Source organism: Micromonospora sp. NPDC048843 (assembly GCF_040649965.1).
GTDB lineage: Bacteria > Actinomycetota > Actinomycetes > Mycobacteriales > Micromonosporaceae > Micromonospora > Micromonospora hortensis.
Genome location: NZ_JBEZGJ010000087.1, coordinates 16,492 through 30,183 on the forward strand (window position 1 = coordinate 16,492; position 13,692 = coordinate 30,183).

Consider the following 13,692-nt stretch of genomic DNA (forward strand, 5'->3'; position numbering starts at 1 on the left):
GCGAGTGGCATCCTTGCCATCATGCGTAAGAAACCCGCCACGCATCGGGTCGCCGTCCTCGCCCTGCCCACTGTCGTCGCCTTCGATCTGACCATCGCGACGCAGGTGTTCGGCCACGAGGGCCACGGCCGGTACGCGATGACGGTGTGCGCACTGGACTGTGGTTCGGTCACCACCACCACCGCCGGCCTGGAGCTGACCGTCGCCGCGACGCTCGATGCGCTCGACGACGCCGACACGGTGATCGTGCCCGGGTTCCGCCGTGGTCCGGCACCGCCGCGTGCTCTCGATGCGCTGCGGCGGGCGCACCGTCGTGGCGCCCGCATCGCGTCGATCTGCACCGGCGCCTTCGCGCTGGCCCAGGCCGGTCTGCTCGACGGCCGTCGCGCGACGACCCACTGGGCGCACGCCGACTCGCTCGCCATTGAGCATCCGGAGATTCTCGTGGACGCGAGTGCGCTGTACGTCGACGAAGGCGAGGTGATCACCAGCGCCGGACTCGCCGCCGGTCTGGACATGTGTCTCTACCTAGTCGGCCGCGATCACGGGCAGGCCGCCGCCATCCAACGGGCCCGCCACATGGTCACCCCCCTGCACCGCGCTGGCGGTCAGGCCCAGTTCATCCCGGTCGGCGTTCCGGATGAGGGCGACGAGTTGGCCGGGGTCATCACGTGGGCGAGCAGCAACCTGCACCGCCCGATCACCGTCGCGGACCTTGCCCGGCAGGGTGTGATGTCCAGCCGTACGCTGCACCGCACTTTCCAGAGTCGGTTCCGGATGAGCCCCCGAGCGTGGCTGATCCAGCAACGACTGCGCGCCGCCTGCACCCTGCTCGAGAACGGCGGGATCACCATCGACGAGGTCGCACGGCGTACCGGCCTGGGCACGGCGACCAACCTCCGTGCGCATTTCCAGCGGGCCTTCGCCACCACCCCTACCGCGTACCGGCGGGCTTTCACACAATGACCCTTCGATAATGGTCGTGGTGGCGGCCGGCGATGTCGGGGTGTCCCGCCGGCCTGGACACCCCGACACCAGCAGTCTCGATTCGATCAATCCCGGTCAAGGGGCCGCCGGGATCACCTCATGTTCGCCACCACGAACGGCGCGTGGCCGTGCAGGTAGTTGGTCCACCCACCGGTCACCGGCGCTCCCGGGCTGAGCAGGTTGGTGGTGTCGGTGCCGACGTCGAGCTTCCAGGCCGTCCAGGAGATGCCGTTCGCCTTCATCCAGTCGATCCAGGACTGTGCCTCCGGCAGGCAGGCCCGGCCGTCGAGGCCGCCATCGGCGTTGCTGGCGCCCCACTCCGTGACGAACAGCGCCAGACCCGCGCGGATCGCCGCGTCGCCCTTGGCGCGCAGCGACGCCCCGTGCGTGCAGGAGTAGAAGTGCAGGGTGTACATCAGGTTGGTGCCGCTGACCGGGCTGGCCGCGGCGACGTCCACGTCCTGTGACCAGGTAGGGGTGCCGAGCACGACGATGTTGTCCGGATCGGCGGCGCGGATCGCGGACACCACCGCCTGGTGGTACGGCTTGATGACGTTGGTCCAGCTGACCTGGAGCGGCTCGTTGTAGGGCTCCCAGATGACGTTTGGCAAATGGCCGTACCGGCGGGCCAGGTCACCGAAGAACGCCACCGCCTGGGACTGGTTGTTCTGCGCCTCGTGCGCGTGCCAGTCGACGATCACGTAGACCCCGGCGGTGACCGCGTTGTTGATGATGGTCTCCACCTGCGCGCGCGCCCTGGTCGGGTCACTGAGGTACGCCCCCGCCGGCTCCACGCCCATTGCCGCGCGGATCACCTGGAGGTTCCAGTTGTCGCGCATCCAGGTCAACGCGGAGAGGTTCTCGGCGTACGGGGCGGTCTCCCAGTTGAGCCACATGCTGCTGATGCCCCGTAGCTGCACCCGCGCGCCGGACCTGTCGCACATGGTGGTGCCGCAGACCCGCAGTTGCCCGTGCCGCTCGACCGGCGTGCCGGTGGTCGGCGGTGGTGTGGTCGGCGGCGGGGTGGTGGGCGGCGGGGTGGTCGGGGGTGGACCGCCGGCGCAGGACGCTCCGTTCACAGTGCAGTTGACCGGGGTGCCGGTGCCGTTGACGAGGAAGCCGAACGAGGTGGAGGCGCCGGCGCCGAGGGTGCCGTTCCAGGACACGTTGGCGAAGGTGTAGTGGCTGCCCGAGGTCGTTTGCTGCGCGTTCCACGACTGGCTGACCGTCGAGGAGGACGGCAGGTCGAACTCGACCCGCCAACTGGTGATCGGTGCGGAGGTGTCGTTGGTGACGGTGACCTGCCCCTGGTAGCCGTTGCCCCAGTTGTTCGTCACGGAGAACACGGCGGTCGCCGCGCTGGCCGGTGTGGCGGCGACCAGCGCCACCCCACCGGCGAGCAGGCCGGCGACGGCCAGGGTCGTGACAAGTCTCAGTGCGCGCATGCGGAACCCGCTTCGGATCGACGGTGGTGGTCTGAGGCGGGGCGGCGCCTGCGCGCAGGATATCGATCACTGGCGATGGGAGCAAGGTGGGGCACTGGCCCCCGCGGCGCTCAGGCCGCTGGGCGTACCCGGTAGGCCAGATGGGTGACGCCGTCGCCCTCGACGACGCTGAACGGGCCGTCCAGCTGAAGTGGCGCGATCTTCAGGTCGGCGAAGAGCGGGATCCCGGCGCCGAGCAGGACCGGGACGAGATCGACGTGCACCTCGTCGAGCAGGCCGGCCTCGACGACCTGGGCGGCGATGGTGCCGCCGTTGACACCGACCTCCTTGTCGCCGGCGATCGCCGTCGCCCGGGCGATGGCGCTCTCGATGCCGTCGGTGACGAAGACGAAGGAGTCGCTCTCCGGCTCCCAGCCCTCCGGCACGCTGTGCGTGACCACCACGACGGGCACGTCCAACGGATGCCGGCCACCCCACCCGCTGGTGATGTCGAAGAGCCTCCGGCCGACGACGAGCGCGCCGGTGCGTTCGGTGAGAGCCCGCAGATGCCGGGCGCTCGTGGCGGAGGTCCGGAAGGTCAATTCGGGGTCGGCCGTCGGCGTCTCGACGTCGCCGTTCTCGTACCACTGGAAGAGGTACTCGAAGCCACCGTGGGACGCGTCCGCGATGTAGCCGTCCAACGACATCGTCGCCCAGGTCGTCACCTTCGTCATCGATCCACTCCTCGGTCCGTGCCGTGCCGGCTCGTCGGCGAGGCCCGCGCTGTCTGGCCCGCAACCCACTGTCGAAGCCGGCGCGACAGTCCTCGACACGTCGGCCGAGCTTTCTCCCAGTGTCGGCCCTGGCCGTCACTGGCGCAGCGCGTTGAGCACGAGGTCGGCGTACCGGCGCCACACCGCCGGGTCACGCTCGTCGAGCACGATGAGCTGCCGGACCGCGCCGCACAGGATTACCCGGATGTCCAGTTCCCCTGCGTCCGGGCGGACCTTGCCGGATGTTCGGGCCGCCGCCACCAGTTGCCCGATCAGATCCAGGATGCGCGCCGCGGGCACCAGCCTGCCCTCGAAGAACGCGTCGGCGAGGACCCGGTCGCGCGCGAGGCGTCCGAACAGGTCGGGCACGAAGGAACACCACTCCCGGTACGCGTCGACGCCGTCGAGCGCCGCGCGGGTGCGCTGCTCCAGCTCCTGAAACTGCCGCTGGACGACCGCGACGATCAGGTCTTCCTTGCTGGGGTAGCTGCGGTACACAGTGGCGCGGCCCACCCCGGCCCGCTCCGCCACCTGCGGCACCGTCACCTGCAGACCCTGCTCGCTGAAGAGCTCCCGGGCGGCGGCGATGACCCGCTCCTGGTTGCGACGGGCGTCCAGACGCCGATGGGGAGCATCGGGGTCGCTCGGCGTCGGTGGGGCCATGGCCTCAGTCTGCCCGCTCGGTCTCGTCGGTCAGCAGCGGCTCGTCGCCGTACACGGTGGTGAGTTCGACGTCGAGCACCGTGGCCACCCGGCCGAACGACCAGTAGTAGCCGACCACCTGGAGCACCTCGACGATCTCGCGCTCGCTGAGGAGGTGCCGCACCTGGTCGAAGAGGTCGTCGGGAACGCGCGGTGACCGCACCACCTCGGCGGCGAACCGGAGGAGCGTGCGGTCGTACGCGGAGAGGTGCGGGTTGTCGATGTCCCGGCTGCTGATGATCTCGCGGGTGCGCTCGTCGACGCCGGCCGCCGCCGACATCGGGCCATGCTGGGCTGCCACGAACTCGCACCCGGTGTACTCGGCCACGGTGAGGATGACCAGTTCCCGCGAGCGGGCGGGCAGCTCCAACGAGGTGAACTGCGCCCTCGCGAGCTGGATGAAGAGGTTCACAGTGCCGATCGAGTGGGTCAGCATCTTGACCATCGGGTCGGGCGGCAGGGCGGACAGGACGTCGCGGACGTCGGCCGGAATCGCGTTCGGGTCGGGGTCGGCAAGGCGGGGCATGGCTCTCTCTCCTGCGTTGGTCGTCGAGACGGTTCAGGCGGACAGGTCGAAACCCGTCTCGCTGAGGTGGCGGAAGCGGCCGTCCTCGGCGTAGGTCCCGAAGACGGCGATCTCCCGTCTGGCCGTCGACCCGTCGGCCAGAGTGACCTCGTAGACGTGTCGTTCGGCGTAGCGGAGACCGTCGCGCAGCTCGTCGAGGACCAACACGGTGCCGCTGGCGATCTGACCGCGTACCCGGGTCACCATCGCGACGAATCCGGCCCGGTCGAGGGTCTCGCCGTCGCTGCGGTGGGTGTAGTCGGGGGCGTAGAACTCGTCGAGCGCGTCGGTCAGGTCGCGCGTCGGCTCGAAGACCACAGCGCGCAGGGCGTCGCTGATCCGTACCGGGTTCATCGGGGCTCCTCGTGGGTCGCCGTCGGCCATATCCGGACTCGCTGGTCCGCTTAGCGCCCACCGTACCGGACTCCAGAGTCCACTTCCGGTGAGAGTCGTCACGTGCCCGGGGAACACCCGCACCCCGCCACGGCGGGTGCGGGTCCGCCCGTCCGGTCGTAGCGTGGGGCGCATGCGAACCACCACGCTGGGCAGCACCGGCCCCGAGGTCGGCGTCATCGGCCTCGGCTGCATGGGCATGAGCCACGGCTACGACATCACCGGCCCGCGCGACGACGACACGTCGATCTCCGTCATCCGACAGGCACTGGACCTGGGCGCGACGCTGATCGACACGTCTGACGTGTACGGGCCGTACACCAACGAGGAGCTGGTCGGGCGGGCGCTGGCCGGCGGGCACCGGGAGCGGGCCGTGCTGGCCACGAAGGTCGGCCTGGTGGCCACCTCCCCCACCGGTGGCCCCGGCAACTCACCGAAGATCGGCAACAACGGCCGCCCCGAGCACATCCGTGCGGCGATCGACGAGAGCCTTCGCCGGCTCGGCACCGACCACGTCGACCTCTACCAGCTGCACCGGGTCGACCCGGAGGTGCCCATCGAGGAGTCCTGGGGCGCGATGGCCGAGATCGTCGCGGCGGGCAAGGCCCGGCAGATCGGGCTGTCAGAGGTGACTGTCGCGCAGATCGTGCGGGCCCAGGCGGTGCACCCGGTGGCGTCGGTGCAGTCCGAGTTGTCACTGTGGACGCGCGACCCGTTGACCGAGGTGTTGCCGTACTGCCACGAACAGGGCATCGCCTTCCTGCCGTTCTCCCCACTCGGTCGCGGTTTCCTCGCCGGCCGGTTCACCTCGTTCGACGACCTGCCCGCCGACGACTTCCGGCGCGGCCTGCCGCGCTTCCAGCAGGACGCGCTGCGCGCCAACCTCGCCATCGTCGCCCGGGTCCGGGAGATCGCCGACCGGGCCGGCTTCAGCCCCGCGCAGGTCGCCCTCGCGTGGGTGGTCGCCCAGGGTGACCAGGTCATCCCGATCCCCGGCACCAAGACCCCGAAGTACCTGGTGGACAACTGCGCTGCGGCTGACGTGCGGCTCAGCACCGAGGACCTGGCCGACCTGGACGCGCTGCCCGCACCCGAGGGTGGCCGCTACTGAGGCTCCGGCGGCCCGGCACCACGTGACCGGGCCGCCACCGGCGGGCCGAACCTGACCCCGACACCTGGCGAGTAGAGCACGCTGACCGGTGGCCCGACCGGTGCCGGCAGCCCGGCGGCGGCGACCAGCTCGTCATCCAGGTGCAGCACCTCGGCCCGGTGCAGCGGCCAGCTCGGATGCCAGTTTCGGCAGGTGCAGCGTGCGCCCGTACGCCCGGGTGTGCAGCCCCCAGCGGGCGGTGACGAAGTGTTCGAGCGGGGTCGGCTCGACGATTTGCTCCCCCACCCGCACCACCAACCGGCTCGTCGCGCCCGCCGGCCCCGGCCAGCGCCGCCGGCAGCGGTAGGTGCGACGGTCGCCGTCGTGATCCAACCGCATCGACGACCAGAGGTACGGCAGGCGCAGCGTCGCCCGCGCCACCAGCACCGGCAGCAGGCGGGACGCGTCGAGCGACCGGAACACGACCGCTCGTCGGCCGGCGTCGTCGACGGAGTAGAGCCGGACGTTGGTCTCCCAGAACGTGCCGAAGTACGGGACCCTCGGGCCGCGGCCGAAGCCCAGCCCGACCATCCGGAAACCGATCAGGCCCACGTAGCTGACCCCCTGCATCGTGTCCGGACGAGTGCCGGCGGGCAGCAACGGCGCGACCACCTCCGGAGCGACGGCCCAGTGCAGGAAGGTGAGGTCCTCCCAGCGCTGGCGCAGGAGCGCCCAGGGGAACGCCTGCCGGGGCGCGTGGTCGACCGGTTCGGGGTGCACGCTCTCATCGTGGCCCAGGCGGTGGGCCGGCGTGGCCTCAGGCGTGCGGACCGACACTGACGGTGCCGATGGTCAGCGACGCCTTGCCCTCCAGGATCTCGCCGATCCGTTCGACCTCCGCCCCCAGCGCCCGCTGCTGGGCGGCACCGAGCGTCCGCAACGGCTCGACTGTGACACGGATCGAGCGGCCGGAGCGGCGTTGATGCCACACGCCGACGACCACCCCGTCGACCAGCAGCACCGGATAGTTGCCGGCCTGGCCACCGGCGAGCGCCCGCTCGGCGGCGGCATCGGGGAACAGCCGTTCACGGGGGTGGCAGCCGACCGCGTACGCGTCGAAGTACGGCAGCAGCCGCAACCCGGACGGCCGGTCGTCGGGGAATTCGGTGTCGTCGGCGGTCACCCAGGCCCGGGTGCCCTCCACAGTCACCTCGGTCAGCTCCAGCGAATTGAACAGCAACGTCCCCCACCCCGAGGGCACCCCGAGCCACCGGGCGAACTGCGCCGGGGTGGCCGGCCCGTACGCGTGCAGGTAGCTGCGGACGAGGGCGGCCAGGGCGGCGGGACCGGGCATCGGCGCGAAGTCGGGCAGCCACCGGGTCGGGCTGGTGTACGTGCTGGCCCGACCGCGATTCGGGCCGAAGCAAACCACTCCGGCCCGGGTGGCGGCGGTCATCGCGGCGATCCACCGGGGCCACATGTCCTGGAACGCCTCCATCACCAGGTCGCCCGCCCACGGCCCGGTGCGGGCGACGACTTCCTCGGTCAGCTCGGCGGTGGTCAGGTCGGCCTCGGCGACCGCGTCGGCGATGGCCGCGAGGACCTGCTCGGTCTGTCGGGGCGTCAGCAGGGCCACGCTCCGCTCCCAGGACGGCGCCGGCAACGCGGTCAGCGCGCCGACCCACATCGGCAGGTCCGCCGCGGCGAGCAGGTGCACGGTTCCACGTGGCCCACGGGTCTTGACCAGGGTGCGGTCGGTCCACAGTGCCCGACGCACCAGGGCGCGGGTCGTGCCCGGCACCCGCAGCCCGATGGACAGCTCGGCGGCCGACGCGATCTGGGCGTGTGCGCCGCTGATCGCCGACACCACCTCGGCGACGCGTGCGGCGTCCGGTGCGGCGCCCGACGCGGGTGTGCACAGCCGGTGGCGCTGTAGTCGCCGGGCGGACACCTGAGCCCAGCTCAGCTCGATCACCGCAGATGCCCGTCGCAGGCGCTGACGCCGGCCGCGCACCACCGAAGGGCTTCGACAGGCCAGATCCTCATGCCGCCCACGCTACGACCGACGTGTGTCACTTTCCCGGGCGCGCACCCTTCGGGCGAGACGTCCCGGGTGGTGGCGGGTCAGTTTGTTCCTGGTGCGGGGATGGTCAGGGTCACTCCGCCGACCGCCAGCGGAAGTGGACGGCACTCGTCCGATTGGGCTAGCTTCGCTGATGCGGACGACGATCGTCCGCTACGGCCAGCATTCAGCTGCGGACACACCCCAGCCTCTACGCCCAGAGAAGGATCAACCATGTCCGAACGCTTCGCAAACAAGGTCATTCTGGTCACCGGTGCCACCTCCGGTATGGGGCGTGCCCTCGTGGAACGAGTCGCCGCCGAAGGCGCGAAGGTCGTCCTGGCGGCACGTGGCAAGGAAGCCGGCGAGGCACTCGCCGCCACCCTGCGCTCCACCGGCGCAGACGCGATCTTTGTCCCGACCGATGTGACCGTCGGAGCCGAGATGGCGAAGCTGGTGCAGCGGGCGGTCGACCACTACGGCCGGCTCGACGGCGTGTTCAACAACGTGGGAGCGGCCACCGCGCTCGGTCCGATCACCGAGATCGGCCCGGACGCCTGGGACGCCGAGATGGCGCTCAACCTGAGCAGCGTCTTCTTCGGGCTCAAGTACCAGATCCCAGCGCTGCAGACCTCCGGCGGCGGCTCGATCGTGAACAACGCCTCCGTCAGTGGTGTCACCGGATCTGCCGGCCTCGCCTCCTACAGCGCCGCCAAGCATGGCGTCGTCGGGCTCACCCGGTCGGCGGCACTCGAGGTGGCCACCACGGGTGTACGGATCAACGCGCTCGTCACCGGCGGCGTCGACACCCCTCTGCTACGGCGCAACCTGGGCCCGAACCCGGAGGAGGCCCTCCAAATGGGCAACGCCATGCACCCCGTGGGCCGGATCGGACGGCCCGACGAGGTCGCCGCGCTGGCGGCCTTCCTGCTGAGCGACGAAGCGCCGTTCATCACCGGTGCCGCTCTCGCGATCGATGGCGGCCTTACCGCCGCATGACGGCCCGGTGCCCATCACCTCTCCCGAAGGAACAATGATGCCCACTCGTCACAAGGCTCCGAACTCGCAGCGGTGGAGAGCCCTCTTCTTCGTCTCGATCGCCCAACTGATGGTCGTTCTCGACGGCGCGGTCATGAACATCGCTCTCCCCTCTGCGCAGCAGGCACTGCACTTCACCGACGGCAGTCGTCAGTGGGTGGTCACCGCGTACGGTCTCGCCTTCGGTGGCCTCCTGCTGGTGGGCGGCCGGGTCGGTGACATGGTGGGGCGCAAACGCGTCTTCCTGTTCGCGCTGGCAGGCTTCGCGATCGCCTCGGCGATCGGCGGCCTGGCGGCCAACGTGGAGATGCTGCTGGTCGCCCGTGCGCTGCAGGGGGTCTTCGCGGCCCTGCTCGCGCCGGCCGCGCTCTCGCTGATCTCCCTGCTGTTCACACAGCCGCGGGAACGAGCGAAGGCCTTCGGCGTGTTCGCCGCGGTCTCGATCGCCGGTGGCGCCGTCGGTCTGATCGCCGGCGGTCTGCTCACCCAGTACCTGAACTGGCGTTTCGCTATGTTCATCCTGGTTCCGATCGCGATCATCGGGATTGTGGGCGCCATCTCCACGGTGCACGACGACGGTGAGCGACACCGTGCCCGGCTCGACATCCCCGGCGTGCTGCTGGCCAGCCTCGGTCTCGTCGGTCTGGTCTACGGTTTCAGCGCCGCGGAGAGCCACGGCTGGTCGGCGGCTACGACCATCGGATCCTTCGTCGCCGGCGCGCTGCTTCTGGCGGCCTTCGTCGTGGTGCAGTCACGGGTGAAGGCTCCGCTGCTCCCACTGGGAGTCCTGAGCGAACGCAACCGGGCAGCCGCCTACCTTTCGGTGGGTCTCGCCATTGTCAGCATGTTCGGAATGTTCCTTCTGCTGAGCTACTACTTCCAGCAGGTCAAGGGATGGTCGCCGGTCATGGCCGGCCTGGCGTTCATGCCGATGGCGGTGCTGCAGGCTCTCGGGGCCACGCAGGTCGGCGCCCGACTCGCGCACCGGATCGCTCCACGGCCGATCATGGTCGGCGGCTACCTCGTCAGCGCGGCCGGCCTCGTCCTGCTCGCCCTCCTCGACGCCGACAGCGGCTTCTTGGAGATCGCGATCGCCGAGGCGGTGGTCGGAATTGGCGTCGGCACCGCGTTCATGCCCGCGATGAGCATCTCCACCCACGGCGTCGCGCCCGCCGACGTCGGTGTCGCCTCCGCGATGATCAGTTCGTCGCAACAGGTCGGGGGGTCGATCGGCGTCGCGCTGCTCAACACCGTCGCGACCGGCTCCACCGCCTCTTACCTGGTCACTCACGGCGGTACGGCGGCCCCCCTCCACGTCCAGAACCAGGCGTTGATGCATGGCTACTCGGCCGCGTACTGGCTGGCCACCATCTTCGTCGTGGCCGCGGCACTGGTCTCCGCGATCATGGTCAACGCGGGCGCACCGGAGCTACCGCCGACCACGGCGTCGGACGACGTCGCGCCTGTCGGCGTCCCGGTGCCCGCCCACTGAGCGCGTCGAGGCGGTCGCGGACAACAATCGGACGAGCCGCGTCCGCTTGTGCTACGCTTTCCGGATGCCTGATCTGGATCCGGCGTCGGGCGTCCGGGCGGACGCCCGGCAGAACCGACGCCAACTGATCATCGCGACCAGGGAGGCAATCGCCGCCCGCGGGCTCGACGTCTCGGCTCTGGACATCGCAACAGCGGCCGGCGTGGGGGTGGGGACGTTGTACCGGCGCTTCGGGACCAAGGAGGCGCTGCTCGACAACGCGGTGCTCGGCCTCTACGACGAGTTGTGCGACACCGCACGAGCCTGCCTGGAGCGCCCGGATCCGTGGGACGGAATGGCGGAGTTCGTGCTGGAGCTGGCCGGGGCCCACCGGGACAGCCGCGGCCTGGCCGAGGTCACCGCGGCCTGCGAAAGGCCGCCGACACCCGAACTCGCGCAGCGCACCGTCGCGTTGCAGGAGGCCGTCACCCAACTGACCGAGCGAGCACACGCGGCGGGTGATCTCCGCGCCGACGTAACCTGGCAGGACGTCATGCTCTGCTCACGCGCGGCGCTGGACACCGACCACTGCCTCGGCGTCGACGCAGGGCCCGACGGGTGGCGTCGAGTCGTCACGGTCCTGCTCGACGGCATGCGCGCCCCCGGCCGCACTCCTCTCCAAGGGCCGGCACCGCAGGTCCGCCCGGAAGGGGCATGATCCACTCAAGTCCTCGGGAACCCACAGGAGGATGTACGCGTGACGCAGAGCGACGGGGAACTGGTCGTGCTCGCGCAGGCGGGAGACGCGGCCGCGCTGGGGGCGCTGCTGGCCCGGCACGAGGCCGGGATGCGGGCCGTAGCGCTGAGCGTCCTGGGTTACGGGCCGGACGCCGAGGACGCGGTGCAGGACTCGATGGTCGTCGCCCTGCGTCGCATCGGCGAGATCCGCGACCCGGGCGCCGTCGGCCCCTGGTTGCGGGCCATCGTCCGCAACAACAGCCGGATGGCGTTGCGCGGGCCCAGAGCCGTCCCGGTCGCCGAACCCGAGTGGCTCACCGGTCCCGCCGACACACCCACCCCGGAAGAGGCACTGGACCGGGCCGCGATGCGCGACTGGGTGTGGCACTCCATCGGGCAGCTGTCCGAACCTGACCGGCTCGTCACCCTGCTGCGGTACTTCAGCGACGCGTCCTCGTACGAGCAGATCGCGGCCGTGTGTGGCGTACCGGTCGGCACCGTCCGCAGCCGCCTCAGCCACGCCCGCCGGGCGCTCGCCGGTGGCCTGCGGACGGCGGCGGACGCGGCGCACACGGACGTCGCCGCCTCGAACGACTCGCGGTGGCGGGAGGGCCGCGACATGATCACCACGGCGATGGGCGGCGACTTCGAGCGGGTGGTCCGCGAGAGCTGGTGGCCGGACGCCAAGCTGATCGTGCCGGGCGGCCCGCGGGGTGGCCGTGACCTGGCGATCAGCGGCATGAACCGCGACCTGGCCGCCGGGGTACGTCAGCGGTTGCGCAACGTGGCGGCCAGCGGCGACGTGCTGATCTGGGAGACCGACCTGATCAGCCCACCCGACGACCCGGAGCACTGCCCGCCCGCGGCGCTGTGGCTGCAGGTGCTGCGCGAGGGCCGGGTGCGCCAACTCACCCTCTTCCACCCCGTCCCCGCGCTGGCCTGAAAAAACTTCCCCGGCCGAGCGAACTTTCCCCTCGACCCGCGCATCTGGTCCGTGTCATGCACCAGTTGCCGTGTCGGCGGACGCCACGCGGGTCTCGGATCGGGAGATAGTTCATGGGTTCCACCAGCCACGACGTCAGCGCCCTCGCACCCGGTGCCCACACGTTCACAGTGGATGGCGTTCGGCAGGTCTACCACGTCGCCGGCAGCGGCCCGGTCTGCGTCGCGCACTCCGGCGGGCCGGGCATCGAGTGGGCGTATCTGCGGACGCCCAGCCTTGAGACGCACTTCACAATGGTCTACGTCGAGCCGGTGGGCACTGGCGCGTCGGGGCAGCTCGACAACCCCGAAGACTACCGTCTCGACACATATGTCCGGTTCCTGCACGCCGTCATCGAGCATCTCGGCGAACCCCGCGTGTACCTCCTCGGGCACTCGCACGGCGGTTTCGTCGTCCAGCGGTACGCGCTCGCCCACCCGGACCGGCTTTCCGGCCTCGCCCTGTACGACACCTCGCCCGTCACCGGCGCCGAGTTCTGGGGCGAAGCCATGGCCGGCCTCGCCGCCTACCCGCAGCGGCACCCGGACCGGCCGGAGGCGGCGGCGGTCCCGGCTGCCTTCGCGCAGATCGGCGGCGCGACGGACGACGAGTCGCTGGGGGCCGCTCTGCGCGCCGCCCTGCCCGTGTACTTCGCGGACTTCTGGGGCCGGCAGGACGAGTTCGCCAGGTTTCAGGCGGCCGTCCGAATCTGGGCGACGCCGGCCGGCGCGCAGGACCCCACGCCCTTCGACGTGCGGGAGAACCTCGCTGAGATCACAGTGCCGGTCGTGGTGATCGTCGGGGCGCACGACTTCATCTGCGGCCCCCGCTGGGCCGAGCAGTTGCACGCGGGGCTTCCGGACTCGCGGCTGGTGACGCTGGAACGAAGCGGACACTTCGCGCACATCGAGCAGCCGGTGGAGTTCACCGACGCCGTGGCGGAGCTGCTGAAGCGGTGACCGCACCGCGGCAACAGCGCCCCCCGAGGTCGGTTCGTCACAGCGGGCAGGCCTCGGGGTGCGGGCGCGTTGCACGGTCATAGGCTGAGCGCTTTGCTGCACCGTGACGAAGAGGAGACCGCCGTGAGCCAGACCGAACGGATGGATTCCGTCGACGAGTGGAACGTGGCCGAGGACGACGGGGTCTTGGACGCCTCCGACACCCTCGACGACGATCGGGTCGGCGACCCCCTCGACACCGGCATCATCGCCGAGGACCACTGGACCGCGGCAAACCGGTTCGGCACCACGCCGGCCGAGGAGCGGGCGGGCGAGTCCCTGGAGCAACACCTCGCCCAGGAGGTGCCGGATGTCGACCCGTACGCCGAGGGTGGCGACGACGAGGACGAGCTGACCCGCCGGGGGTACGAGGACTGTCGGCGCAGTCGGGCGGCGATCTTGCGCTCCAGACCGTCCTCACCGGCGGTGCGCCGGAAGATCTCCCGGGCGTACGCCTCGGTCTGCAGAA

15 protein-coding genes and 1 pseudogene are annotated in these 13,692 nt (G+C 70.7%); 7 read left to right on the forward strand and 9 right to left on the reverse strand.

Annotated features, from left to right (window positions below):
- Positions 1 to 21 precede the first annotated feature (21 nt).
- Positions 22 to 966: a DJ-1/PfpI family protein gene (locus AB0C20_RS20545; RefSeq protein WP_357180314.1), complete on the forward strand. Its 945-nt coding sequence runs from the start codon at positions 22 to 24 to the stop codon at positions 964 to 966.
- A 113-nt stretch (positions 967 to 1,079) separates the two neighbouring features.
- Here AB0C20_RS20545 and AB0C20_RS20550 read toward each other — a convergent pair whose 3' ends face one another.
- The 5 genes from AB0C20_RS20550 to AB0C20_RS20570 all read right to left on the reverse strand — a co-directional run bounded on the left by AB0C20_RS20550 (position 1,080) and on the right by AB0C20_RS20570 (position 4,805).
- Positions 1,080 to 2,432: a cellulase family glycosylhydrolase gene (locus tag AB0C20_RS20550; protein WP_357180311.1), complete on the reverse strand. Its 1,353-nt coding sequence runs from the start codon at positions 2,430 to 2,432 to the stop codon at positions 1,080 to 1,082.
- Positions 2,433 to 2,542: 110 nt separating this feature from the next.
- The gene (locus tag AB0C20_RS20555; protein WP_357568546.1) at positions 2,543 to 3,145 is read right to left on the reverse strand and encodes a dihydrofolate reductase family protein; all 603 of its coding nucleotides are present in this window, start codon (positions 3,143 to 3,145) and stop codon (positions 2,543 to 2,545) included.
- Positions 3,146 to 3,280: 135 nt separating this feature from the next.
- Positions 3,281 to 3,847, reverse strand: coding sequence for a helix-turn-helix domain-containing protein (locus tag AB0C20_RS20560; RefSeq protein WP_357180305.1), 567 nt, complete (start codon positions 3,845 to 3,847; stop codon positions 3,281 to 3,283).
- Between the two features lie 4 nt (positions 3,848 to 3,851).
- Positions 3,852 to 4,412 carry a carboxymuconolactone decarboxylase family protein gene (locus tag AB0C20_RS20565; RefSeq protein ID WP_357568547.1) on the reverse strand — a complete coding sequence of 187 codons (561 nt, stop codon included), beginning with the start codon at positions 4,410 to 4,412 and terminating at the stop codon, positions 3,852 to 3,854.
- A gap of 33 nt (positions 4,413 to 4,445) precedes the next feature.
- Entirely contained in the window at positions 4,446 to 4,805 is a 360-nt protein-coding gene (locus tag AB0C20_RS20570) for a hypothetical protein (RefSeq protein WP_357568548.1), read from the reverse strand.
- Positions 4,806 to 4,977: 172 nt separating this feature from the next.
- Here AB0C20_RS20570 and AB0C20_RS20575 point away from each other — a divergent pair, with 172 nt between their 5' ends.
- Positions 4,978 to 5,955: an aldo/keto reductase gene (locus AB0C20_RS20575; RefSeq protein ID WP_357568549.1), complete on the forward strand. Its 978-nt coding sequence runs from the start codon at positions 4,978 to 4,980 to the stop codon at positions 5,953 to 5,955.
- Here AB0C20_RS20575 and AB0C20_RS20580 read toward each other — a convergent pair.
- The 3 genes from AB0C20_RS20580 to AB0C20_RS20590 are packed head-to-tail and all read right to left on the reverse strand — an operon-like array spanning position 5,949 to position 7,909.
- On the reverse strand, positions 5,949 to 6,104 hold the full coding sequence (locus AB0C20_RS20580) for a hypothetical protein (protein ID WP_357568550.1): 156 nt from the start codon (positions 6,102 to 6,104) through the stop codon (positions 5,949 to 5,951). The genes AB0C20_RS20575 and AB0C20_RS20580 overlap by 7 nt on opposite strands.
- Positions 6,088 to 6,714, reverse strand: coding sequence for a DUF2071 domain-containing protein (locus AB0C20_RS20585; protein ID WP_357568551.1), 627 nt, complete (start codon positions 6,712 to 6,714; stop codon positions 6,088 to 6,090). The genes AB0C20_RS20580 and AB0C20_RS20585 overlap by 17 nt, the downstream gene beginning before the upstream one ends.
- A 37-nt stretch (positions 6,715 to 6,751) precedes the next feature.
- On the reverse strand, positions 6,752 to 7,909 hold the full coding sequence (locus AB0C20_RS20590; protein ID WP_357568552.1) for a winged helix DNA-binding domain-containing protein: 1,158 nt from the start codon (positions 7,907 to 7,909) through the stop codon (positions 6,752 to 6,754).
- Positions 7,910 to 8,230: 321 nt separating this feature from the next.
- Between AB0C20_RS20590 and AB0C20_RS20595 the strand changes: the two genes are divergently transcribed.
- The 5 genes from AB0C20_RS20595 (at position 8,231) to AB0C20_RS20615 (ending at position 13,184) form a co-directional block, all read left to right on the forward strand.
- Entirely contained in the window at positions 8,231 to 8,995 is a 765-nt protein-coding gene (locus AB0C20_RS20595) for a glucose 1-dehydrogenase (RefSeq protein WP_357568553.1), read from the forward strand.
- A gap of 37 nt (positions 8,996 to 9,032) precedes the next feature.
- The gene (locus tag AB0C20_RS20600) at positions 9,033 to 10,526 is read left to right on the forward strand and encodes a DHA2 family efflux MFS transporter permease subunit (RefSeq protein ID WP_357568554.1); all 1,494 of its coding nucleotides are present in this window, start codon (positions 9,033 to 9,035) and stop codon (positions 10,524 to 10,526) included.
- Between the two features lie 64 nt (positions 10,527 to 10,590).
- On the forward strand, positions 10,591 to 11,223 hold the full coding sequence (locus AB0C20_RS20605; RefSeq protein ID WP_357180281.1) for a TetR/AcrR family transcriptional regulator: 633 nt from the start codon (positions 10,591 to 10,593) through the stop codon (positions 11,221 to 11,223).
- 39 nt (positions 11,224 to 11,262) lie between these two features.
- The gene (locus AB0C20_RS20610; protein ID WP_357180278.1) at positions 11,263 to 12,186 is read left to right on the forward strand and encodes a sigma-70 family RNA polymerase sigma factor; all 924 of its coding nucleotides are present in this window, start codon (positions 11,263 to 11,265) and stop codon (positions 12,184 to 12,186) included.
- Positions 12,187 to 12,299: 113 nt separating this feature from the next.
- Positions 12,300 to 13,184: an alpha/beta hydrolase gene (locus tag AB0C20_RS20615; protein WP_357568555.1), complete on the forward strand. Its 885-nt coding sequence runs from the start codon at positions 12,300 to 12,302 to the stop codon at positions 13,182 to 13,184.
- 413 nt (positions 13,185 to 13,597) lie between these two features.
- Here the strand turns inward: AB0C20_RS20615 and AB0C20_RS20620 are convergent.
- A pseudogene (locus AB0C20_RS20620) lies at positions 13,598 to 13,692 on the reverse strand (XRE family transcriptional regulator); the annotation flags it as partial.